Annotated in this window: 24 protein-coding genes and 1 other annotated feature; of the genes, 14 read left to right on the top strand and 10 right to left on the bottom strand. The window is 43.3% G+C overall.

What is annotated here, in order from left to right:
* Positions 1–43: 43 nt before the first annotated feature.
* Together mqnC and AF333_RS00805 are read left to right on the top strand one after the other, a co-directional pair.
* Positions 44–1168 (top strand): cyclic dehypoxanthinyl futalosine synthase, encoded by a 1125-nt coding sequence (mqnC, locus tag AF333_RS00810; protein WP_043063813.1) that lies wholly within the window; start codon positions 44–46, stop codon positions 1166–1168.
* A 243-nt stretch (positions 1169–1411) separates the two neighbouring features.
* Positions 1412–1813: a hypothetical protein gene (locus AF333_RS00805; RefSeq protein WP_043063814.1), complete on the top strand. Its 402-nt coding sequence runs from the start codon at positions 1412–1414 to the stop codon at positions 1811–1813.
* Positions 1814–2236: 423 nt separating this feature from the next.
* Here the strand turns inward: AF333_RS00805 and AF333_RS00800 are convergent, their stop codons facing one another.
* Positions 2237–2509, bottom strand: a complete 273-nt coding sequence (locus tag AF333_RS00800) for a hypothetical protein (protein WP_139188887.1) — start codon at positions 2507–2509, stop codon at positions 2237–2239.
* Between the two features lie 232 nt (positions 2510–2741).
* Here AF333_RS00800 and lepB point away from each other — a divergent pair, with 232 nt between their 5' ends.
* Both lepB and AF333_RS00790 read left to right on the top strand, forming a co-directional pair.
* On the top strand, positions 2742–3443 hold the full coding sequence (lepB, locus tag AF333_RS00795; protein ID WP_043063816.1) for a signal peptidase I: 702 nt from the start codon (positions 2742–2744) through the stop codon (positions 3441–3443).
* Positions 3444–3534: 91 nt separating this feature from the next.
* Positions 3535–4137: a YdcF family protein gene (locus tag AF333_RS00790; RefSeq protein WP_043063817.1), complete on the top strand. Its 603-nt coding sequence runs from the start codon at positions 3535–3537 to the stop codon at positions 4135–4137.
* On the opposite strand, the gene AF333_RS00785 is transcribed toward AF333_RS00790, so the two are convergent.
* Entirely contained in the window at positions 4127–4705 is a 579-nt protein-coding gene (locus AF333_RS00785; RefSeq protein WP_052811694.1) for a C40 family peptidase, read from the bottom strand. The genes AF333_RS00790 and AF333_RS00785 overlap by 11 nt on opposite strands.
* Positions 4706–4820: 115 nt before the next feature.
* A complete protein-coding gene (locus tag AF333_RS37270) occupies positions 4821–5132 on the bottom strand; it encodes a DUF5658 family protein (RefSeq protein WP_407638627.1) in 312 nt (103 codons plus the stop codon).
* A gap of 320 nt (positions 5133–5452) precedes the next feature.
* Between AF333_RS37270 and ytxC the strand changes: the two genes are divergently transcribed.
* Together ytxC and AF333_RS34435 are read left to right on the top strand one after the other, a co-directional pair.
* A complete protein-coding gene (ytxC, locus tag AF333_RS00780) occupies positions 5453–6340 on the top strand; it encodes a sporulation protein YtxC (protein ID WP_043063818.1) in 888 nt (295 codons plus the stop codon).
* On the top strand, positions 6327–6527 hold the full coding sequence (locus AF333_RS34435; protein WP_235495901.1) for a hypothetical protein: 201 nt from the start codon (positions 6327–6329) through the stop codon (positions 6525–6527). The genes ytxC and AF333_RS34435 overlap by 14 nt, the downstream gene beginning before the upstream one ends.
* Before the next feature lie 26 nt (positions 6528–6553).
* On the opposite strand, the gene AF333_RS32530 is transcribed toward AF333_RS34435, so the two are convergent.
* A complete protein-coding gene (locus AF333_RS32530; protein WP_043063819.1) occupies positions 6554–6793 on the bottom strand; it encodes a hypothetical protein in 240 nt (79 codons plus the stop codon).
* An 80-nt stretch (positions 6794–6873) separates the two neighbouring features.
* On the opposite strand from AF333_RS32530, the gene AF333_RS00770 reads away from it, so the two are divergent.
* From AF333_RS00770 to rplT, 6 genes are all read left to right on the top strand, one after another.
* Complete coding sequence (locus AF333_RS00770; RefSeq protein WP_043063820.1) at positions 6874–7191, top strand: hypothetical protein; 318 nt, start codon at positions 6874–6876, stop codon at positions 7189–7191.
* A complete protein-coding gene (gene thrS / locus AF333_RS00765; RefSeq protein WP_043063821.1) occupies positions 7154–9073 on the top strand; it encodes a threonine--tRNA ligase in 1920 nt (639 codons plus the stop codon). Before AF333_RS00770 ends, thrS begins: the two co-directional genes overlap by 38 nt.
* A gap of 251 nt (positions 9074–9324) precedes the next feature.
* Positions 9325–11199 carry an EAL domain-containing protein gene (locus AF333_RS00760; RefSeq protein WP_052811695.1) on the top strand — a complete coding sequence of 625 codons (1875 nt, stop codon included), beginning with the start codon at positions 9325–9327 and terminating at the stop codon, positions 11197–11199.
* A gap of 118 nt (positions 11200–11317) precedes the next feature.
* Positions 11318–11455 (top strand) — a sequence feature (ribosomal protein L20 leader region).
* Entirely contained in the window at positions 11432–11998 is a 567-nt protein-coding gene (infC, locus tag AF333_RS00755; RefSeq protein ID WP_074714922.1) for a translation initiation factor IF-3, read from the top strand. It overlaps the preceding feature by 24 nt.
* A gap of 23 nt (positions 11999–12021) precedes the next feature.
* Positions 12022–12222, top strand: coding sequence for a 50S ribosomal protein L35 (gene rpmI, locus AF333_RS00750; RefSeq protein WP_043063822.1), 201 nt, complete (start codon positions 12022–12024; stop codon positions 12220–12222).
* A 40-nt stretch (positions 12223–12262) separates the two neighbouring features.
* Positions 12263–12622, top strand: coding sequence for a 50S ribosomal protein L20 (rplT, locus tag AF333_RS00745; RefSeq protein ID WP_043063823.1), 360 nt, complete (start codon positions 12263–12265; stop codon positions 12620–12622).
* A gap of 246 nt (positions 12623–12868) precedes the next feature.
* On the opposite strand, the gene AF333_RS00735 is transcribed toward rplT, so the two are convergent.
* Entirely contained in the window at positions 12869–13453 is a 585-nt protein-coding gene (locus tag AF333_RS00735) for a class I SAM-dependent methyltransferase (protein ID WP_043063825.1), read from the bottom strand.
* 155 nt (positions 13454–13608) lie between these two features.
* Here AF333_RS00735 and AF333_RS00730 point away from each other — a divergent pair, with 155 nt between their 5' ends.
* The gene (locus tag AF333_RS00730; protein WP_043063826.1) at positions 13609–14028 is read left to right on the top strand and encodes a CoA-binding protein; all 420 of its coding nucleotides are present in this window, start codon (positions 13609–13611) and stop codon (positions 14026–14028) included.
* Positions 14029–14441: 413 nt separating this feature from the next.
* Here AF333_RS00730 and AF333_RS00725 read toward each other — a convergent pair whose 3' ends face one another.
* The 4 genes from AF333_RS00725 to AF333_RS00710 all read right to left on the bottom strand — a co-directional run bounded on the left by AF333_RS00725 (position 14442) and on the right by AF333_RS00710 (position 18940).
* A complete protein-coding gene (locus AF333_RS00725; protein ID WP_043063827.1) occupies positions 14442–15260 on the bottom strand; it encodes an MBL fold metallo-hydrolase in 819 nt (272 codons plus the stop codon).
* Positions 15261–15332: 72 nt separating this feature from the next.
* A complete protein-coding gene (locus tag AF333_RS00720; protein WP_052811696.1) occupies positions 15333–17480 on the bottom strand; it encodes a PAS domain S-box protein in 2148 nt (715 codons plus the stop codon).
* A 207-nt stretch (positions 17481–17687) separates the two neighbouring features.
* Complete coding sequence (locus tag AF333_RS00715) at positions 17688–18398, bottom strand: hypothetical protein (protein ID WP_043063828.1); 711 nt, start codon at positions 18396–18398, stop codon at positions 17688–17690.
* A gap of 206 nt (positions 18399–18604) precedes the next feature.
* Complete coding sequence (locus AF333_RS00710) at positions 18605–18940, bottom strand: KGG domain-containing protein (protein ID WP_043063829.1); 336 nt, start codon at positions 18938–18940, stop codon at positions 18605–18607.
* Positions 18941–19189: 249 nt separating this feature from the next.
* Between AF333_RS00710 and AF333_RS00705 the strand changes: the two genes are divergently transcribed.
* Positions 19190–20635, top strand: a complete 1446-nt coding sequence (locus tag AF333_RS00705; RefSeq protein WP_043063830.1) for an NAD-dependent epimerase/dehydratase family protein — start codon at positions 19190–19192, stop codon at positions 20633–20635.
* Between the two features lie 71 nt (positions 20636–20706).
* Here AF333_RS00705 and asd read toward each other — a convergent pair whose 3' ends face one another.
* Positions 20707–21561, bottom strand: a complete 855-nt coding sequence (asd, locus tag AF333_RS00700; RefSeq protein WP_139188888.1) for an archaetidylserine decarboxylase — start codon at positions 21559–21561, stop codon at positions 20707–20709.
* Positions 21562–21604 lie beyond the last annotated feature (43 nt).

Here is a 21604-nt window from a genome sequence, read left to right as displayed (position 1 = left end):
TGTTACGATGGAAGAGTGAATGTAACGTTTGGAGGGATACACCGTGACGATTGACCAAATATTGGAACGGGCATTGGCTGGCGAACGGTTGGGGCTAGAAGACGGCCTCCGTTTGTATGAGAGCAATGAAATAGAAAAGATAGGCCATTATGCCAATAAGGTCATGGAGAAGTGGCATCCGGAGCCGATTACGACATTTGTAATCGGACGCAATATTAACTATACGAATATATGTGATACGTACTGCCGTTTCTGTGCGTTCTACCGCGCGCCGGGTTCAAAGGAAGGGTATGTACTACCGGATGAAGAAGTTTATAAAAAAATCCAGGAAACCGTTGATGTGCAGGGAACAGAGATTCTGATGCAGGGCGGTACCAATCCGAACCTGCCTCTGGAGTATTACACGAATCTGCTGCGTGGCATTAAGCAGCGTTTTCCATCGATTCAGATGCATTCGCTGTCCGTGGCCGAAATCGTAAAAATCGCGGAAGTGTCGAATAAGCCTGTGGAAGAAACGATTCGTCTGCTTCATGAAGCGGGGCTCGATTCGCTTCCGGGTGCCGGAGCAGAAATTCTTGATGATCGTACCCGCAGAAAGATTAGCCGCCTTAAAGGTTCGTGGCAGCAGTGGATCGATGTCATGAAACAGGCGAATCGTATCGGCATGTCTACGACGGCGACGATGGTTATCGGCTTTGGCGAAGCGATGGAGGAACGCGTGCTCCATATGCTGCGTGTTCGCGAAGCGCAGGATGAGATGAAAGCAGTAGGCGGCCCTGGCTTCCTGGCGTTTATCTCCTGGACATTCCAGCCGGAGAATACGAATATGAAGGCGGAGAAACAGACGCCAGAACAATACCTACAGAACGTTGCCATTTCCCGATTGATGGTTGATAATATTCCAAACTTCCAATCTTCCTGGGTAACCATGGGACCGGAAGTAGGTAAGCTGTCACTCCAGTATGGCTGTAATGATTTCGGGTCAACGATGATGGAAGAGAATGTCGTATCAGCAGCGGCTTGTACGTACAAAGTCAACACGAACCATATTCTTGAATTGATTCGTGAAGCAGGCAAAATTCCGGCACAGCGCAATACGAAATACGAAATCCTGCGTGTTTTCCAAGAAGGGGATACGATGGAGACGGATTTTGTGATGCAGAACTAATTCAATGTAATTTCATTACACTAAATGGTGTATTTACACAGTTTATTACGGGGAGTAACAACGCTTATCTTATATTTCACTTCGGAGGTGAGATATCATGGATAAGCGTTTTTTTTCCTCAAATTGAGCTATATTTTAGGTGATACTTTTTTATTAGGAAATATTTTCGTGAATATTACAATAAATAGTATAATTATTTATATATCAAAGTGTAGTTTATCAGAATGAAGGTAGGTGAATGTCTTGGCTGAAACAGATTGTATTAAAAAAGAGTTTATGTATGCTTTATTTGCATTGTCTCTAACAAAAGATAAACAAATACAATATAATTCACCAGGGTGTATTTCATGTGACTTAATTGAAGATTTTTTGCTTTATTCGAGGTTGTATGAAGAAAAAATGCAGGGTAAATTAAACCATGATGTTTTGAATGCAATTAACTCTGTAAGAGAAGGAATAGACGAACTTGATATGCATGACTGCTTTGATAATGATGATCTAGATAAAGCAGAGTGGGAGAGTGTAAGGGAAATTTCAAAAAAAGCACTAATTATTCTCGGCATAAATAACATGGATTTGCCTGCATATGTTGAGATAGGCAATGGTGTATGGGTGAAAGAGGACTATAGGGATACGAATATGTAAATGGTTGTGATGAATATTGGAGGAGAAAATAAAAGATTTACAGGAAAGATTAGATAAGACCAACATATCAGATTGGTACTTGGATGAATATAAAGGCGAGTCGCTTAGAATGATTGGTAGCTTTGATTTATCTTACTATCATGAGGTGGAAGTAAATTTTAATGGTGTTTCGTTTATTTCGTGTCCGATTTATCTCTCCTATCCTAAATTTAGATTAGCATCTGTACAAGAAAAAGAAATGCTTAAAAATAAGGGAATTGATTTTACATATGCAGTCTGTCTTGATGAGGAAGACTATAATGCAACCTATTTTGTTTGTGCCAGTGAATTGAATTTTACATTTGCACTAACTTTGTCCAATCGGGGTAGCACTTGTAATCAGAATAAGATTCCTGCTAGTTCAACAAATGTAATCCCTTTTACTCACTCAGGTTTCAAATCAATCCCTTCTCCCGTTCCACCTTCTTTATTCAAATCTAATAAAACCCATCCTGTAATGTTTTCGTTTTTATTTATACTTGTCGAAGCATGGTTTTCAACGTATATTTCTCCAGTGTCTTTAAATCGTTTATCCGTTATCCTATCGAATACCATGTCTGTACCTGCACCCGTTAAACCGATTCTATACTTATGTACATCACTCAGTGCTTTTATATTTCCCTTATATTTAAGTCGAATGGACTCAACATTTGACATAATATCCTTTCCCTCATAATCCTTCACCTTTTGATTGGGAGAGATTGTGTATAACATCTTCCAATGTTCGCTTTCTCCTTTGAATAAGAAAATCAACAACAAACGATAACAGAGCCTTTATTACAACGGAAGCTGGAAAAAGAAATCAAAAAATAATCATGCAGGATCTGAAACAAATTCGTATAGAATTCGTCTTAGAGTATAGAGAATAGAGTAGGGTAGGGAGAGAACCGTGAAGAAGTTTGGAGCATTATTAATGGTCTATGTGCTGCTGTTGGCCATATCTGCCTGCTCGTTTAGCAAGGACGAGGAAGTGATGATGGATTGGCATACCAGTCCGAAGCCACAAGCGATTATGCCAGGAAACATTGCAGGTAAGACGATAATCAGACAATATGCCTACAATGACATGGAGAACTGGCGGCCATATGCGAATCAGAAGTGCCGTGTATTTTATCGTAGGGACATTGTGCTCGATCTTAATTATGGAGATAAGGACATGTCCAGGGGAGACATCGTCTACCATGTCGTTCCAGGAAGTGTGCGCGGCTATAGTTTGTCTCGGATTGTTGCATTCGGGGATGAACGCGTTCGGATTAAAGAAGGGCAGCTATACATTAACGGCAAGGTGCTTGACACGTTTTACGGCAAGTTTCAGCATAAAGGAATGAGTTTGAAGCAATATGTAGATGTTCACAAACGAAGAGAGCGGGATAAGAACGAAGCACATATAATGAAAATGAAAAAACAATGCAAGGTTAACATGAGGGAAATCATTGTTCCTCAGGGACATGTATTCGTCGTAGACGACGATTGGGTCAACGCTTATGATAGCAAGCAATTTGGAGCGTTACCAACGGAATATATCAAAGGTAAAGTCATCGGATATATCGCTGATAAAGAACAAAAGCGTCATAAAAACATACCGCTATAAGGCCTACGCCCAATGGCCGAACACGCCTCTCTATTTCCGTATGTACGGAAGGACGGGCGTTTTTTGTTACAGGAAAGGAACGAAAGAAAGTATGAGAAACAGAAAACGGATTACTTTATGGATACTGGCACCTTTACTACTAGTAATTGGCGTAGTTATATATACAGCGGCTAGTATTTACTTCTATGGTAAGAAAAGTGAGGATATGCAGACAGCAGATGCCGCTATTGTGCTGGGTGCGGCTGTATGGAATGAGCGGCCTTCTCCAGTGTTTCGCGAACGGATTCGTCATGCTATTGCCCTTTATAAACAAGGAAAAGTAAAATACATTATCTTTACAGGGGGAAGTGGAAGACCGAACGCGCTACCGGAATCGACTGTTGCGCGGAGATACGCGCTGGATCAAGGCGTTCCAGTTGATGCGATTCTGACGGAGGAGCAGTCGCGTGTTACTGAAGAGAATCTGGTGTACGCGAAGCGGGTTGCCAAGGAACATAAGCTGCAAACTTTTCTTATTGTGAGTGATCCCCTGCATATGAAGCGCGCAGTAAGAATGGCCCGGGATCTGGGGATACAGGCCGAGCCTTCTCCCACGACAACATCAAGATATACAGGTATCCGTAGTCAGTTGACTTTTTTGAGCAGAGAAACATTTTACTATATCGGCTATTGCTTTGGGGATATTATTCGATAACACGGCGGGCGGTCTCGTAGCTCTTATCTGCCAAATCCATGATGTCCATACGTACATAGCCGTCCACTGCATGAATAATCTTGCCCTCTCCCGCATAAAGAGCAGCATGAGAGACGAAGGACGGGTGTTTTTTTACGCTATAGAAGACAATATCGCCTGGTTTCAGTTCTGACTTTTCTATGAACGTTCCTTTAGTAAGCAAGGTTTGGCGGTCCAATGTTTGAACATGTATGCCGTTTTGTTTTAGGATGTTGTACAGAAATGAAGTATCGGTGAAGGAAGTTTTGCCGATGAGAGCTTCCGCTGTTTGAACTGTATTAAGGGCGATATCTTCTGCCAGTATTTCCTGAAGGTGGATATGCTGTCCCGCAACAAGGTCATTAGCATCTCTAATATCAGGGTTCAGATGGAGAAGTTGAGAGACAGTTGTTTCATTCTCTATAGCGATGCTATACAGTGTATCTCCAGGTTGAACAGTATAACTTTGCAGCACGGTAGCATGTGTCGTAGCCGGAGAAAGCAAAAGGCTGATTAATAACGAAATTGTAAGCCAGAATTCTCGTCTCATTATACTCATCTCCTGTCTGGGGATTCATGACAGTCAAGAGGTCATGAATATCCTGGTAATCATGCCGGTATGAATAATTACCACTATTTTCGGGAGATGAAGCACTTTATGGGACTCACAACGTGAAAAGGAAGAAGAAGAGTAGATGGTATACATTAACCATAATATACAGGCATACGGTAAACAAAAGCGCATGTTGGACCCAACCGCTCCGGCAATAGGGCATCAGAACGAACAATATAAGTGGCCCTATGCATTTGCAAAATAAAACAAGAAGCGGATTTGTCATAAATATCGAAGAAAGCAGTGGATTGGCTTCTTCGACATAGTTGTTTTGAATACCATAACTAGTGAAGTACCAGTCAGCGATGTTAAGAATAAACAAATAAAAAATAAAACGCTGGTAAAGAGAGGCCACGCGAATCATACATGCTCCTTTTGCAGACAAAAAAAATTTTTTCTTATAATGTAGCCAAATTTGGCGAAACAAGTAACAACAAAGCAAAAAAAATGATCCATTGACTGTATCAATGGATCTAAGGTAGGAGTGGAGAGATTAATTCAATTCCAGGAGGTGTCAACCCATTTAAGGGGGTTGTTTTTATTATAAACGCTTTTGTAAGCGTTATCAATACCATTTTCTAAATTTTTCCCATCTTTTTTATTTAAAGAAATTCGTTTGAAAAAGAAATACTTTTTCTTTCCGGGCATATAGTTTAAAAAAGAGTTCGGAAAGAAGGTGTAGAGATGCGTCGGGTACAGCTATCCTTCCCCTATACTGATGAAAGATTTTTGCCACAGTTTCGCTCGTCGTTATACGACGAGATGGAAAAAGCGTGTTCTGTGCTGCAGTTTTGCATACAGGAAGACGAGGATAGACGGTACAGGCATTTTCATTGCCAGGGTTGGCCGAAGGAAGAACACACGATTCTGGTGCATGAAGCATGGATGTCGGCGTTAGCGAATGCCGTTCGGATATATGTTTCTGCCAAGGAAGAAGAATGGATATTCAGACGCATCGCACATCATCGCTGCTATAACAGAACAGTAGGAAAAGCTAGGCTCTTTCGCTATATATCGGAGCATATTCGGAATAGATGCGAAGAGGGTGAAGACAGGAAGGCATATAACAAACATCGGGTTGAACAAGAAGTTATAGCTTATCTGGAAAATCACCATGTCCTCCAGCTGGATGGTTTTTTTCGTTTTCGCCTGAGAGAGTACATAGAAGAATTATGTGAGAGTGTGGATGTAAGCATTGAACAATATATAGCGGAAGAAGAGCACGAGGCACTTCTACAACGCCTACAGGCTTTCTTCTTTGCGCTTCCGTACCATACTGGTCTGCTCAGGCTTGTCCATACGTCTCGTTTTGAGTTTACTTACTATAATGAAGCATGGGAAAGGCTTGTTCCATCCGTCCCTATACATTTGCCGACAGAAGTGGAGTCTGCCTATATAGATGAAGAAGCAGCAATTATCGCAGCGTTAGCCGCATTCTCACCGGAACGAATAATAATATACACCCGCTGGCCCAGCAGCGGGCCGATTGCGACATTGGAGCGGGTTTTTGCCGATAGAATAACTATCTGTACAGACTTTTCGTTTCCTATCACACCTGTTGATTATCCATAGATTGGAAGGGATAAGATGCACCCGTCGGCGTGTTCCCTCGTCTTTTTCTCATAAGGAAGAGATACGGCCGCTTTGTGGCGCCAAGGCCGGATCGGCAAAACATCCGGGTTTTTCGGGTGCGGGAGACGAACCGACGCCCGTTTGGGGCACGATGTGGCGGCTATTTACTCTGGAGCGTACTGGATAATCAACACCCTTGATTTCCTATACATGTTAGACCTGATACTTGACTTTCATTTTATGGATTACTATAATCAAATCAACAGCACCATACCTAATAGCGATGATAAGGACATGGTCCCAACCATACGGTTTTTCAGAGAGGGGAGACTTAGGCTGCGAGCTTCCTAACACGTGGTTGCCGACTACCACCTTGAGCTGCTGACCGGAACGTGCATATGCGCTAGTATGGAAGGCCGGAACACGGTTTCCGTTATCGAATGATGAGGACACAGCATTTCCTGCTGGTTTTGCGGTGTCGAATTAGGGTGGTACCACGAGAATAACACGCTCGTCCCTTGGGGGGACTGAACGTGTTTTTTTTATTTATGGATAAGAAAGTAGATGTCGCTGTAAAGAAAGAAAGCAACTTCTACTTTCTTCTAATTGTATCTTTTGAAAAACTTGCGAGGTGTTGCCAAACGTTGCTTGCACAGCAGAGCTGCATAAGGGCAACTAAGGCGGTTGCCTGCGCCATAGCTTGGCACCAGCCAAGTTTTCTTTATTCCCTGTGGAGCGCGTGGCGCGGCGGGCAAAAAAGGACAAGCGGCAACGCCCGCGAGTTTTTCTTATCTGAAGGAGGAAGTTATCATTATGTCAGTACTGCAAGTTACATTGCCGGACGGTTCTAAGCGTGAATATGAATCAGGCGTAACGGTTGAGGATGTTGCGGCTTCCATTAGCCCAAGCCTGAAGAAAAAAGCGATTGCTGGTAAAGTGGACGGTAAAATCGTCGATATCAAAGCGGTTATTCCACATGACGCTTTGCTGGAAATTCTAACAGAAGACAGCCAGGAAGCGCTGGAAGTTATGCGTCATAGCTGTGCACACTTAATGGCACAAGCGATTAAGCGTATTATTGGCGATGCTAACGTACGTTTAGGAATCGGTCCGGTTATTCAGGACGGCTTCTATTATGATATTGATACGGATGTGACTATCACACCAGAGATGCTTGAGCAAATTGAGAAAGAAATGCAGAAAATCGTCAAAGAAAACTTGCCGATCGAACGTAAAGTCGTCTCCCGTGAAGAAGCCTTAGCGATTTATGAGAAACTTAATGATCACCTGAAAACAGAGCTTATCTCTGAATTACCAGAAGGCGAAGAAATCAGCATGTATCATCAAGGTGAATTCTTCGATCTCTGCCGTGGACCTCATGTCCCGTCCACAGGTAAGATTAAAGCGTTCAAACTGATGAGCGTGGCCGGTGCATACTGGCGTGGCGATTCTGATCGCCAAATGCTGCAGCGCATTTATGGAACATGCTGGGCCAAAAAATCCGATCTGGATGAGTACCTGCACTTCCTTGAGGAAGCAAAAAAACGCGATCATCGTAAATTAGGCAAAGAGCTTGAACTCTTCATGTTCTCAGAAGAAGCGCCGGGGATGCCATTCTATCTTCCGCAAGGCATGATCATCCGCAATGAGCTGGAAGCGTATGAGCGCAGCTTGCATGTACAACGTGGCTATGAAGAAGTACGCACACCGCTTATGATGAATCAGCGTCTATGGGAACAGTCCGGCCACTGGGATCATTATCATGAGAATATGTATTTCACCGAAGTAGATAATACGAAGTTCGCGCTTAAACCGATGAACTGCCCGGGACATATGCTGGTCTACAAGAATAAAATTCATTCATACCGTGATCTGCCAATCCGCATGTCGGAATTCGGACAAGTGCACCGTCATGAATTCTCCGGCGCATTGAATGGTATGATTCGTGTACGTACGTTCACTCAGGATGATGCGCACTTGTTTGTTCGTCCGGACCAAATAGAATCTGAGATTAAGAACATAATCGACCTTGTTGATAAAATCTATGGTGTATTCGGTTTTGATTACAGTATTGAGTTGTCAACACGTCCAGAAGATTCGATGGGAAGCGACGAATTGTGGGAGACAGCAGAAAAATCCTTGCAAAATGTGCTGGACGGTTTAGGTGTTCCATATCATATTAATGAAGGCGACGGTGCTTTCTACGGTCCGAAAATCGATTTCCACATTCGAGATGCTATTAAGCGAAGCCATCAGTGTGCGACGATCCAATTGGACTTCCAATTTCCTGAGAAGTTCGATCTGACATATATTGGCGAGGACAATCAGAAGCATCGCCCTGTTGTTATTCATCGCGCCATCTACGGATCGATTGACCGCTTCATCGGCATTCTGACAGAGCACTTCGCGGGTGCATTCCCAACATGGCTTGCACCTGTACAGGCAAAGTTGATTACGATTGCGGAACCGCACAAACGTTATGCGGAAGAAGTTAAAGAGAAGATGCTGGAGAAGGGCATCCGTGTCGAGGTAGATAGCCGCAATGAAAAAATCGGCTACAAAATCCGTGAGGCGCAAATGAATAAGGTGCCGTTCATGCTCGTTATCGGTGATAAAGAGATGGAAGATGGCGCATTGTCCGTAAGACGCCGCGGTGAAGGCGATCTGGGTGCTAAACCGGTCGATGAAGTCGTGGAAATGATTCTTGAAGAAATCGCAACTAAAAAGTACTAATTTGCAGTAGATATATAAAACATGGAGAGAAAGGCGACTTTCTTCTCCATGTTTTTTTACGGTTAGAAAAGTATATATCAATTTATTGTTGTAAAGTGATGTATACTTTCCCTGCCATAGCGGCCGTTTCGTTCTTTTTAATTCGCAAGGCTTACTTGAAAGAAAATATAAGGGTCTTTTTACATAGATTTTACGGACTATTAACGTTAAGTTGGCATAATGAAAGGAGGAAAAGAGGAGGGGCAATACATATGCTTTCATTATTTAAAAACCTGCGAAAAATAAAAACCCCGGTCGTTTATACCGATCAGCGGGTTCAGGTCAAAAAACGGTTGGAGAACGAGTTAGCAGCCGGTCGTCACGTCGTGCTGCTATATCTTGATATTATGAGGTTATCGGATATCGAACTGAAGTTTGGATACATGGCAGCCGGTCGTATTCTACAGCATATGGATCAGGCACTGCTGGTTGCCTGCCGCCACAGTCTGACGCCGCCGACACGACTTATTGCTATACAGAAATTGTGGGCTGATGATTATGCTGTCTACCTTTCGTTCGAGCAGCATTATACCGATGCATTGGTGCACCAGATATGCATTACGCTTAAACATGAAGTGGAGAAGGTGTTGAACCGCAAGATTACACATTCTCATATTAGTAATATCGAAGTTCATATCGGATATGCAAAAATTGAAGGGCTGGATCTAGCTAAAGACATGTACTCTTCCGTTAAATTGGCGAGTCAGATGGCCAAATGCGGATTTATGTCGGAAGAATTCAGACAGATGCAGGAATTTCGCAGGATTATGGAGCAAGAAGATATTCACACGGTTATTCAGCCGATTGTGTCGTTGAAAACAGGGATACCACTGGGCTGGGAGACGCTCGTACGTGGACCGGAGAACAGCCATTTTCATTCGCCGGGCCGTCTTTTCTCTTTCGCGCAAAAAACGGGCGCAAGCTTCCAGCTAGAATCGTTGTGCCGCCGTTATGCGATAAAGCGTCTAGAACAATTGCGTCCATCAGAGAAATTATTCATTAATCTGGATGCGCGTAGTATTGACGATCCGTTTCTACTGCGTGGACGAGTATTTAAATTAATGGAACAATACCAGTTGAATCCGCATAATATTGTCTTTGAAATTACAGAACGGCATGCGATTAAGAATTTCGCTTCTTTTCGCGCTATTATTCAAGCATACCGTAAAAAAGGATATTTGATTGCTGTAGATGACGCGGGCGCTGGCTATTCCAGTCTAGAGGCCATCGCCGAAATCTACCCCGACTATATTAAGCTTGATATGGCCCTTATTCGCAACATCGATTCTGATGCGGTTAAACAGGCATTGGTTGAAACGTTCGTACAGTTCGCTGATAAAGTGAAATGCCGCATCATTGGTGAAGGCATCGAGACAGAAAGTGAATTGGAGACGCTGGTGAAGCTAGGAGTGGATTACGGACAAGGATTCTTGTTAGGACGCCCGAGCCGCGATAGCGCACCTATTACAGAGCAGGCAATAAACAAGCTGCGGCAGTTGCAGGAGGAGCGTTCGATGAACTTATTTGAAGAACCGTCCGGCAAAATAGGAGATATCATCAGAAGCACCGTTTGTGTAAGCCAGGATACATTAGTACGGGAAGTACATCATATTTTTGAGCGAAACGCAAAAATTGATAGCATTGTTGTTCTTGAAGATAGGGCCCCCCGAGGGCTTATTATGCGTTTTCAACTATACAAAATTCTTGGTGGACAATATGGCATTGCACTGTACTATGAGAAACCGGTGTCACAGTTGATGAATCATAGCCCCCTTATTGTCGATAGGCGTGAAAATATCGAACTGGTTGCAAAAACCGCGATGGAACGCCAGTCTTTTCATTTATACGATGTCATTATTATTACCGAAAAAGATAAATATGTAGGTGTAGTCACAGTGCAGAGCTTGCTGGACATGCTTGCAAAAGCAAAGCTGGAAATCGCTGCGGTATCCAACCCGCTGACAGGGTTGCCTGGCAACGTTCGAATTGATCGAGAAATTGCCGCCCGGGTTAAAAAAGAAGCAAAGAAAATCACAGGAATTTCTTATGCAGAAGATATGAAGCTTTGTCATCAGGCTTATACATAAGCAAAGCGACTACACTCAGTCTTACTGCCCGTTGGACCGGAATAAAAAAGTTATAGCAGAAAACTTGACGGGACAACTTTCATGGGATATACTGTTACAAGTGTAAAGAATATAACGGAATCCAAAGCAGGAGCACCCGCTTCTCACCTGTATGATGCATGTGTGTTGTCTTCAGGTATCTATGTATTATCCATAATGAAAGTATGTATTTATGGAATAGAATGCGGGCGCAATGTGCCCGCATTTTTTGCTTTGGTTCAAAAAAATCTGGAGGTGGCAGACTATTAGCAAAGATCATTTAGTCAATGAAGATATTCGGGCTCGTGAGGTTCGTTTAATTGATCATGAGGGTGAGCAGGTCGGCATTGTGCCATTTCGTGAAGCGCTCCGCCTTGCACAAGAGAAAGAGCTTGATCTTGTGAACATCGCGCCGACTGCTAAACCGCCGGTGTGTCGTATCATGGACTATGGTAAGTTCAGATACGAACAACAAAAGAAAGAAAAAGAAGCTCGTAAAAATCAAAAGGTTGTTGACATTAAAGAAGTTCGTCTGTCGCCAACTATTGAAGAGCATGATTTCCAGACGAAACTACGCAATACAGTGAAGTTTCTTGAGAATGGAAATAAAGTTAAGTTGACCATTCGCTTCCGTGGACGCGCGATTACCCACTCTGAAATCGGTCAGCAAGTGATGGAGAAGCTGGCGAAAGAAGTGGAGAATATCTCGACTGTCGAGCGTAAGCCGAAAATGGAAGGGCGCAGCATGATTATGATTCTTGCGCCAAAAAGCGATAAGTAATTTTTGATTGGAGGATTTGTACGATGCCAAAAATGAAAACTCACCGTGGAGCTGCTAAGCGCTTCAAGAAGACTGGAAGCGGCAAGCTGAAACGCTCCCATGCTTATACAAGCCATATTCTGGAGAAAAAATCTCCGAAACGTAAGCGTAACCTGCGCAAAGGCGCAATCGTATCGAGCGGCGACCAAAAACGCATTGAGTCCATGCTGACATACATGAAGTAATTACGATTCTTTGATTTGAAGATTTAGGAGGAGAACATCCATGCCAAGAGTTAAAGGTGGAAATGTGGCGCGTAATCGCCGTAAAAAAGTATTGAAGCTTGCTAAAGGTTATTTCGGTTCCAAACACCGTTTATTTAAATCTGCAAATGCACAAGTTATGAAATCCCTGCTGTACGCATACCGTGACCGTCGTCAGGTAAAGCGTGATTTCCGCAAACTGTGGATCACTCGTATCAACGCGGCAGCACGTATGAACGGTCTTTCTTACAGCCGTTTCATGTACGGTCTGAAAGCAGCTGGTCTTGAAGTAAACCGCAAAATGCTTGCTGACATGGCTGTAAACGACAAAGAAGCGTTTACGCAATTGGCAAACGCTGCAAAAGAAAAATTGAACGCGTAAGACATGCATAAAAAACCGATCCAAACCGGATCGGTTTTTTTAATGGGAAATAAAGGATATGTCGTTGTAGGATGGAAAAGCGATATATCCTTTATTCATGTGGAGTGTATGGTACAGCAGGCGAAAAAGAGCAGCAATGCTTTCAAATTTTTCTTATATGCTTATCTGGAGGTAGGAAATAAGAAGGCGGTGTGTGTGATACACTAACTCTGTGCTCAGGAAACAAAACGACTTCACATTTAAGAACTAATAAGCCTTCCTGTCCTGTTCAATTGATGAGGGCGCCTGTTTCTTGCAGCGGTACACAAAGGCAGGAGGAATATTGAATGGCACAAAGTCAATGTCTATTTGTTCAAAACGTTTGGTGAGCTGTTGCTTCATCTGATGCGAATATTGGAATGCAATAAATAATCCATTTGGTTTCAGTGACTTTTCTACACCATCCATAATTTTATCGCGAAGCTCCTGTGGAAAATTCGCGAATGGAAGGCCAGAGAGAATGTAGTCGAATCCTTCGATACCCAGGTTGCTTGCTATCTGATGGATTTCGGAAGCATTATTATAATAATGCAGTTCAGGATAGGTGGCTTCGAGCTGATGCCGCATTTTATCGTCTTTTTCAAAAACGACTACCTGACAGTCGTTTGATTTATATTGATTTAAATAAGAAGTGAAAATTCCGGTTCCTGCTCCCAATTCAGCAATCGCCTTTGCTTTGCTGAAATCAACCGGTTTCACCATCGCGCGAGCCAGAAAGCGAGAGCTTGGCGTGATACTGCCTATGCTGCGCGGAGATGTTAGAAATTTATAGAGGAAAAGAAATTTTCCCATGGGGTCCTCCTTGTATAGATGCTATCTCTATTATAACAATAACATATTGTCCTACCAAAAAAATCCGCCGACAGACGGAAGTCCGTATAAAAGAAGGTGTTATGCCACCAGATGGCGAACATGTGTAAGAAAACATAAAAGGGAGGCTATAAGCCATGGCTTTTACCAATCCAACAAACGAAGAACGACGTCAAATTCTTGAGGACGCAAAGACGATTGCCGTTGTCGGTCTGTCTAATAAACCGGAACGCACAAGCTATATGGTATCACAGGCAATGCAGTCCAAAGGCTACAAAATTATTCCGGTCAATCCTACAATTGAGGAGGCGCTCGGCGAGAAGGCGATTGGCTCGCTGACACAATTACAGGAACCGGTTGATATCGTAAACGTATTCCGCCGTAGCGAAGAAGTGGGGCCTGTCGTGGAAGAGGCAATTCAAATTAAGCCAAAGGTTATTTGGATGCAACAGGGCATCTATAATGAGGAAGCGGCAAAGAAAGCGCAGGAAGCGGGAATTACGGTGGTAATGGATCAATGCATCAAAGTCGATCATGCAATCCTGGTTAGAAAATAGAAAGAACACGCCTATTAATTATCCATATACAAATATCAAGGACGTTAATTATCCTGGATGGTACAGGAGAATTAACGTCCTTGTTTTCTTTTTTGGTACATAAAAGTGCCTTTCCACACAAGGCGGAAAGGCGAGTAAAAGGGATTCAACTAGACAAGTTCATCTTACCATAAAAATATCATAAAACACCTTAAAATACCAAAAATACTAATATGATACTATGATTTATTATAGAAAGCAAGACTTCTGAAGTATCGTGAATGGGAATATCAGAACTTAACAGAAAATTAACGTTGGCACAATAGAATACTTACGTTCTTCTTCTATAATAAAAATTGTGTTGAACCCCTTGCCACTATTCAATCAGGTTCTCTTATCCCTTGTTTGAGTCCTCCATCGGGGGGCTCTCTTTTTCATTTTGGATAAGCATTATAATTTTGCTGGGAAATGCTCTGAAAGAAAGAGTGCACGATATGAATCGGTGACCATTCACCATATGATAGATGATAAATGGGGGGCCTTCTGGGATATAAGAACCGAGTAATTTCCCGAAGATTCCAACCTTGTCGGTGTTTTTCTTTGATGGTATGTTCTATTTCCTCGAGATGGCTTAGCTTCTCCCTAAGCCGTTGCTTTCCATTCGGTATGATACCGGCATGGGCACAGAACAGCGTATCGAAATCAAGCTCAAGCACACGCCGAACCGAATCCATTAATGCAGGCATAGATTCACCACGCATACAAATTTTCACTTTAGAACCCAGGAATAAATCGCCTGAGAACAATCGACCATTTTCCGCATCAAATAAAGCAACATGGTCTGAAGCATGTCCTGGTGTCTCAATTACATGAAAACGGTAACGATTTGTCTCATGTTCTGCTCCTAGTGGCTGCGGATAAAATGATGCCGGATTTCCCCAGAATAACTCTCTGTAACGTGGCAGTACAGGGGGGTGGACAGCACTCTGTACAGACATTGGGTGAATATAGACGGGAAGTCCCTTTTCCTGTTGCATCCATCCAGCCATACCATAGTGGTCTTCGTGTAGATGGGTGATAAGAACCTGTTCGGGCCGATATTTCTCCGTAAAGGCTTGTACCTGGGCCGAAATCGTTTTCGAGCCTGTGTCTACCAGCATGCCATCTATATAGTAAACCCAAACGGAAAGGGTAATGCCTTGCAGGGTAACATATTCACGTAGCATACTAATATCCTGGTATGTATCTTCCATGCTCTTCACCTCATTATGTTTTCTTTCATTTTAAACTTATAATTCTGAATAGACAAATAACGGAAGAGGAAGTTATTTCTTTACGGAAGTAAGTGGATGCGCAGGAAGGAGTACATGTACGCTCGTTCCTTTCCCGACGTTGCTTTCAACTTTTATCGTTCCCTCATGGCTTTCGATAATTTTATAGCTGATCATTAAGCCGAGTCCGGTTCCTTTTTCTTTGGTCGTGTAGAAAGGCTCGCCCAGTTTGGCTAAGCGTTCCGGCTCTATGCCATATCCTTGATCTTTTATGCTAATCAGAACATGCCGTTCATCCGCCATCCTGGCCTGCAGCGTAATCTCTCCGCTGTTCGGCATCGCCTCCATTGCATTTTGCAGAAGATGGATAAAAACTTGTTTCAGACGGTTTTCCTCACAATATATTACTCCTATATCCAGAGCGTAGTCAGTAATAATCGTAATATTCTTCATAATAGCCTGGGTGGCAGCGAGTGAAACGACATCATCGAGCAGAGAGATAACATTCTTCGCTTGAAAATTCACCGCTTCGGGCTTGGCCAATAACAGAAACTCACTAGTAATACTCTCGATTCGATGAAGTTCCTTGAGCATGATGTCGAAGTAAAACTTCTCTTCTGTCGAATCATAGAGGAGTTGTAGGAAGCCTTTCAAGGTGGTAAGCGGATTGCGGATTTCATGTGCTACGCCTGCAGCTAACTGTCCGGCCACAGATAGTTTCTCCGATTTGCGCAGAAGTTCTTCAGTTAGGCGAAGCTCTGTAATATCGATCCCGGCTCCCATGATATGAGTAATCGAACCATGCGTATTTCGTATCAGCGAAAGATTCCAGGAAATGAGGCGCCTTGTGCCGTGTTTCGTGCGCCAATATTGTTCTGTTCGGGGCGTAAAGCAGCCGGACAGAGTGTTATGGAATATAGTACGCATATCCTGATTGTCCAGGTTTTCAAACAAACGAGTCTCCCAGAAAGGCTGATGGAGAACTTCAGCAAACGAGTATCCGGATAGCGCTTCACAGGCACGGTTAAATTGAACGATGCGTCCCTGGATATCAACGACAACGATTAATGCTTCGGTTGTATCCAGAATGGCCTGACTAAAATTTCGCTCTTCCCGCACTGTTTGTTCCGCCAGCTTACGTTGCGTAATATCAAGGGTTACGCCGTCAAAGCGAAGCAGCGTTCCTGTACGGTCCGTAGTAGGGATGATACGTTCATGTAGCCATTTTACTTTTCCATTTCCGTCTATAATCCTGTATTCACGCGTCGCTGGTTTACCAGCAAGCAAATTTGTTTCCGTTTCTTTAATAAAAGCTTCATCTCCTGGATAAATGAGTTGCTTCCATAAGCGTTTGTCTTTCATAAAGGCTTCGGCAGGAATTCCGTAGACTTTTTCCGTGCCAGGAGAACAGGTAATCATCTGGTCGTTCTGTATATCTCTCGTCCAGAGAGAGACGTCAAGCGTATCAAAAATATATTGCAATTGAATAACATAACAGCGGTCAAGAAATGCTCCTGCAATCGTCAATAATGCAATCATAAGGCTCATAATACCGACACATGAAGCAAGCAACGAATGATTCAGGATGAATGGAACCGTTGTATTGTCGGCAGTGATAAAGGTGGTCGATGCCATGGCTGTATAGTGCATTCCTAAGATAGCCAATCCGAGAAGGCCACTTCCTGCAAGCTTGCGTAAGGTGCTGGTATCACTAATTTTCTTATGCTTAGAAAAAACAATGTGTAGTGCAACAAATGAAAAAAGAACCGCGATGCAAAAAGATAGGACGAGCAAAGTATAGTTATGATGGATGATAATCTGCGTATTCATTGCTGCTATGATAGCTTGATGCATGGAAACCATAGTAGTTCCCAGGCATAGGGCGCTTGTGAATAATAAAGAATAAGTGAAGGAGTGTTGCACCAGAATAAAAAGGGCCGCTCCTGTCCCTGCAATGGCGGTAAACATTGCAAGAAAAATCATCAGTAAATTAAATGCCATCGATACAGGCAGATGAAAGGTCAGCATTCCAATGAAATATACGGACCATATACCAGTCCCAGTAGCTATTGCGCCACAGGCGATCCATAATAAGAATAGGTAGCCGCGCTTTAATACAATCCTTCCTGCTACATCGAAGAAAGCATAGGCAGAGAGGATAGAGAGAAGGCTGAAAAGTAAAGTGAACGGGATATCGTACATATAAATAGCTCCCCAAGAAAAAAATTCCTTAAAAACAGTTATTTAACAATATTTATTCTATTTTAATAGTAGAAATATGATTATAAGATGAGTCAAAAGCATTAACTAGGAAGGAAAGGAGAAAGGAGGTCCTTAGCGTCAGAATAAAAGCTATGAAAATAAAACGAAAAACCTGACGAAAGTGCCAGGTTTTGTCGTGAACACACGTTAGTCATCCGTGTCTTCTTTATCGGTTTGTTTTTGTTCATCGTCGTTCTTTTTGTCTTCTTTCTTGTCTCCAGCAGGGGTTTTCTGGGTTTCTTTATCTTTATCTTTTTCTTTTTTCTCCGTTTTGTCTTCCTTCTTGGGCTTGCGTGGTACCTGCTCCATTACGGAGGCCAAATTCGGATTTCCGTTCTTGCGTAAGGATTGGGCGATTTCTTTCGGATCGAAACCGTCTGCTACCATGCGATCGATTTTTGACAAATCTCCTTCTCGTATGCCGTGGCTGCGCAATTGACTCACCGTATTGGCATCAAGTCCTTCGCCGGAAACTGCAGTAAGATCATTACTTTGTGCAGGACGGTTGCCAGATGAAGTTCCCCCTGTTTGACGTTCGCCAGTCTCGGTGTTGCGATATGTGTTATTCGACGAAGAGGTACGTTTTGTTTCCGATTCAAAATAAAGACCTTCCGCTTTTGCTTCATCCAGTGTTTTACCCAACGGCACCTGGACGACTTCATTCCCGTCATTCTCAGAAGTCCCGGTTTCCTTCTGTGGTGGAGAAACATGCGCAGTCGTTTGCCCGTTAGAAGTAGTGTCGCCCGATTTCATAAATAAAGAGGCAAGTGTGAGGGCAATAATCAACACGATTGCGCTGCCTCCGATAAGAATATAAATGCGCTTAATTCGCATTGGCGATTGCAACCATCTGTTCATCTATTGATGCTTCCTTTCTTTCATAGTCCTTATCATCATCTTCGCATATTCCTACCGGTTTTTGAAGGCTACAAAGGTAATTTTTTGCTAGAAACGGCCCTTGTTTATCCATTTAATTATGACTAAAATGAAAGAGAGCCCGTAGGACGGGCTCTCCAGAGTTTTTTTGATGGGAGCAGTAGGAGGGCTTTTCCTACGCTTCCTTTTTATTTATTGTTGTTATTATTATTCTGACGAGCATTTCCGCCTTTGCGTCCGATTTCTTCGTAGAAATCTTTGTCATGGGAACGAGCCGTTGCTTCTCCGCCTTTGCGCCCGATTTCTTCGTAAAAATCCTCGTCATGGGAATTTGCCGTTGCTTCTCCACCTTTGCGCCCGATTTCTTCATAGAAATCTCTGTCGTGGGAACGAGCTGTTGCTTCTCCACCTTTGCGCCCGATTTCTTCATAGAAATCTTTGTCATGGGAACGAGCTGTTGCTTCTCCGCCTTTACGGCCTCTTTCTTCCATGCTCATATTGTTGTTCTTGTTGTTACGTGCCATGATAAACATCTCTCCTTTTTTAGTTGGAATCGGTTTGTTTAACCGGTACAGTTATGCATTTCCCATCCGTTCTTATTACGAAACAAAATATGTATAATCAGTAAAAAAGATCTATTATATAATGCTTATACAATTATTGCGCAAACATATGATACATAAAATAAAACTTCCCTCAGAGAAGAGGTTTACTGCCCGTTGGACCGGGATAAAGTAAAAAGCGGGAAAGAAAGTGAAAAGGAGGTGTGACGCATGACAGCAAATCAGTCAGCCAATCGACCTACTGTTGCTATTGCCGGAGCCAACGGTTTTGTCGGTAAGGCGCTACTGGCGCGTCTGCTGCCGGACTATTACGTAATTGGGCTAACACGGAGCGAGAGAAGGAGTGAGGCAGTAGCGGTGGACGGACGACCGAGTTTAGAGTGGCGCAGAGCTGATTTATTCTCCTTGTTGGAGATAGAGAAAGGGCTTCAAGGTGCGGATTATGCATTTTATCTTGTGCATTCGATGGTGCCATCCGCGCGTCTAACACAGGGAAAATTTCAAGATATGGATATCATTCTGGCTGACAACTTTGCCCGTGCAGCCAAAAAAGCGGGTGTAAAACAAATCATCTATCTTGGTGGATTGATTCCGGAAGAAGTGGATGGTTCGTCCAGCCATCTGTACAGTCGCCTCGAAGTTGAAGAAACGCTTCGTTCGCATGGTGTACCGGTGACCGTGCTGCGTGCTGGTATTGTAGTCGGTGCTAACGGTTTATCGTTTCACCTGATTTCCCGTCTCATCCGCAACCTGCCGGTTATGATTTGTCCTAGCTGGATGTCATCAAAGACACATCCGATTGCGTTACAGGATGTTGTGGCATTGCTTGCCGCCTGTATCGGTCGGAAGAAAGCATACGGACAATCGATCGATGTAGGAGGACCGGATACGCTAACATACAATGAGATGATTCTTAAAACTGCCAGGATCATGGGCAGAAAGCGTCATTTGTATCCGATTCCGCTTTTTATGGCGACAATGTCAAGCTTGTGGATTGCGTTGGTGGCGGACGTTTCGCTAAAATTGGTTAAACCTATTGTCGGAAGTCTTACACATTCACTTGTTGCCAGGAGACGATGGCTACAGGAGGAAATAGGGGTTTCAGGACTGACATTTGAGGAGTCGGTTCGTATTGCGCTTGAAGAAAAGCAAACAAAAGAAGGAAAAACAAAGGCGCATCCTTTCGTAAGCAATGTCCGTTCGGTGCAGCGGCTAGTACTACCGAAAGGTCGGAGTGCCGCATGGACCAGTAAAGATTATGCACAGTGGTTGCCACGTAATCTAAAGCCATTTATCAAGGTAGAGGAGATGGACGAACGGCTGCATTTTTTGTTATTCGGAATGAAAAAGCCGTTGCTTGAGTTGACATATTCTGCGGAGCGGAGTACAGATGATCGCGTGTTGTATTATATTACCGGCGGACTGCTGGCGCATGACGATAACACATCACGCAGAGGAAGGCTTGAATTCAGGGAGGTGTTGAATGGACAGTATGTAATGGTAGCCATTCATGAATTCATCCCGAAGCTTCCGTGGTTTTTATATAGTATGACACAGGCGCTTGCTCATTTGTGGGTGATGCACAGGTATGGACGCTATCTTCGCCTGAAGGCAAATAGCTCCGCATTAAAAAAAGAGGCAAGAGATATGGGCTAAGGAAATGCGAAATAAAGTATTTCCGCATTCTTCAGGTCCTTTCTCTTGCCTTTTTACTACTGGGGATTTTCTTATATAGAGGCTTTCGTATTCCTGACGGTGCCAATACGTTCCCCATATTTTACGGCTGTGCCCTCTTGAATGTGATCCTCAAGAGTAACACTGTCTTTTTCGAATAACAGAATTACTGTAGAACCGAATTCGAATAAGCCTATCTCTTCCCCTTTTTGATAATGTGGAGCTTCAGGCAAGTCCACGGAATACATTTTGCCTTTTTTCACATTTGTTGTATGCTCCCCATATCCGACTTTCACACTGCCTACAATAAATGCGCCTACTTTTACGAGGGCCATTTGACCAGCGGATGTATGCGAATAGGTAATAAGCCGTTCGTTTTTCGTAAATAAACCAGGCACATGATAGACACCGATATTGTTAACCGGAAATAATCGGCCAGGAATGTAAGTCAAATGCGTTACATTTCCGTCAACTGGCATATGAATACGATGGTAGTCACGTGGACTCAAGTAAATAGTCAGAAAAATCCCGTTTTCGAAGCGTTCCGCTTCCTCATTCGAACAGCCAAGCAGCTGACCAACTGTATAGTCAATGTTTTTTGCTTGAATGAGTGTTCCTTTATGGATTCGACCGGCCTGCGCCACTTTCCCGTCTACAGGGCTAATTAGTGCATCAGGGAGCGGACAAACAGGGCGTGCTTCTTCTTTTAATTTACGGGTAAAGAAGGCGGTTAGGTGTGGATACGCTGAGACAGGCTGCTCGATTTCGTCAGTATTAATTTGGAAAAAAGAGATGTATGGCTTGATAAATCGCTTGCTGACCTTTGAACGACCTGCGCGCCCGACCAGGCGGGAAATCGCATTCTGAGGTAGCAGCGTAAGGAGTGTTTTAAGTAAAGGGCCAATCACGTATCTGTATCCTTTCTAAAATCAAATGTAGTTGCTATTTTAT

It is taken from the genome of Aneurinibacillus migulanus, from assembly GCF_001274715.1.
In the GTDB taxonomy this organism is placed as follows: Bacteria; Bacillota; Bacilli; order Aneurinibacillales; family Aneurinibacillaceae; genus Aneurinibacillus; species Aneurinibacillus migulanus.
This window is presented reverse-complemented; position numbering and strand designations above follow the sequence as displayed.

Excerpts from the sequence above, each read along its gene's own strand:
- AF333_RS00715 (WP_043063828.1), bottom strand. The coding sequence starts at position 18,398 with ATGAACAGATGGTTGCAATCGCCAATGCGAATTAAGCGCATTTATATT.
- AF333_RS00735 (WP_043063825.1), bottom strand. The coding sequence starts at position 13,453 with ATGGGAAAATTTCTTTTCCTCTATAAATTTCTAACATCTCCGCGCAGC.
- AF333_RS00710 (WP_043063829.1), bottom strand. The coding sequence starts at position 18,940 with ATGGCACGTAACAACAAGAACAACAATATGAGCATGGAAGAAAGAGGC.
- AF333_RS00785 (WP_052811694.1), bottom strand. The coding sequence starts at position 4,705 with ATGAGACGAGAATTCTGGCTTACAATTTCGTTATTAATCAGCCTTTTG.
- AF333_RS00720 (WP_052811696.1), bottom strand. The coding sequence starts at position 17,480 with ATGTACGATATCCCGTTCACTTTACTTTTCAGCCTTCTCTCTATCCTC.
- infC (WP_074714922.1), top strand. The coding sequence starts at position 11,432 with ATGTGCCCGCATTTTTTGCTTTGGTTCAAAAAAATCTGGAGGTGGCAG.
- AF333_RS00730 (WP_043063826.1), top strand. The coding sequence starts at position 13,609 with ATGGCTTTTACCAATCCAACAAACGAAGAACGACGTCAAATTCTTGAG.
- AF333_RS00760 (WP_052811695.1), top strand. The coding sequence starts at position 9,325 with ATGCTTTCATTATTTAAAAACCTGCGAAAAATAAAAACCCCGGTCGTT.
- thrS (WP_043063821.1), top strand. The coding sequence starts at position 7,154 with ATGTCAGTACTGCAAGTTACATTGCCGGACGGTTCTAAGCGTGAATAT.
- AF333_RS00705 (WP_043063830.1), top strand. The coding sequence starts at position 19,190 with ATGACAGCAAATCAGTCAGCCAATCGACCTACTGTTGCTATTGCCGGA.
- rpmI (WP_043063822.1), top strand. The coding sequence starts at position 12,022 with ATGCCAAAAATGAAAACTCACCGTGGAGCTGCTAAGCGCTTCAAGAAG.
- ytxC (WP_043063818.1), top strand. The coding sequence starts at position 5,453 with ATGCGTCGGGTACAGCTATCCTTCCCCTATACTGATGAAAGATTTTTG.
- AF333_RS37270 (WP_407638627.1), bottom strand. The coding sequence starts at position 5,132 with ATGATTCGCGTGGCCTCTCTTTACCAGCGTTTTATTTTTTATTTGTTT.
- rplT (WP_043063823.1), top strand. The coding sequence starts at position 12,263 with ATGCCAAGAGTTAAAGGTGGAAATGTGGCGCGTAATCGCCGTAAAAAA.
- AF333_RS00790 (WP_043063817.1), top strand. The coding sequence starts at position 3,535 with ATGAGAAACAGAAAACGGATTACTTTATGGATACTGGCACCTTTACTA.
- AF333_RS00800 (WP_139188887.1), bottom strand. The coding sequence starts at position 2,509 with ATGTCAAATGTTGAGTCCATTCGACTTAAATATAAGGGAAATATAAAA.
- AF333_RS00725 (WP_043063827.1), bottom strand. The coding sequence starts at position 15,260 with ATGGAAGATACATACCAGGATATTAGTATGCTACGTGAATATGTTACC.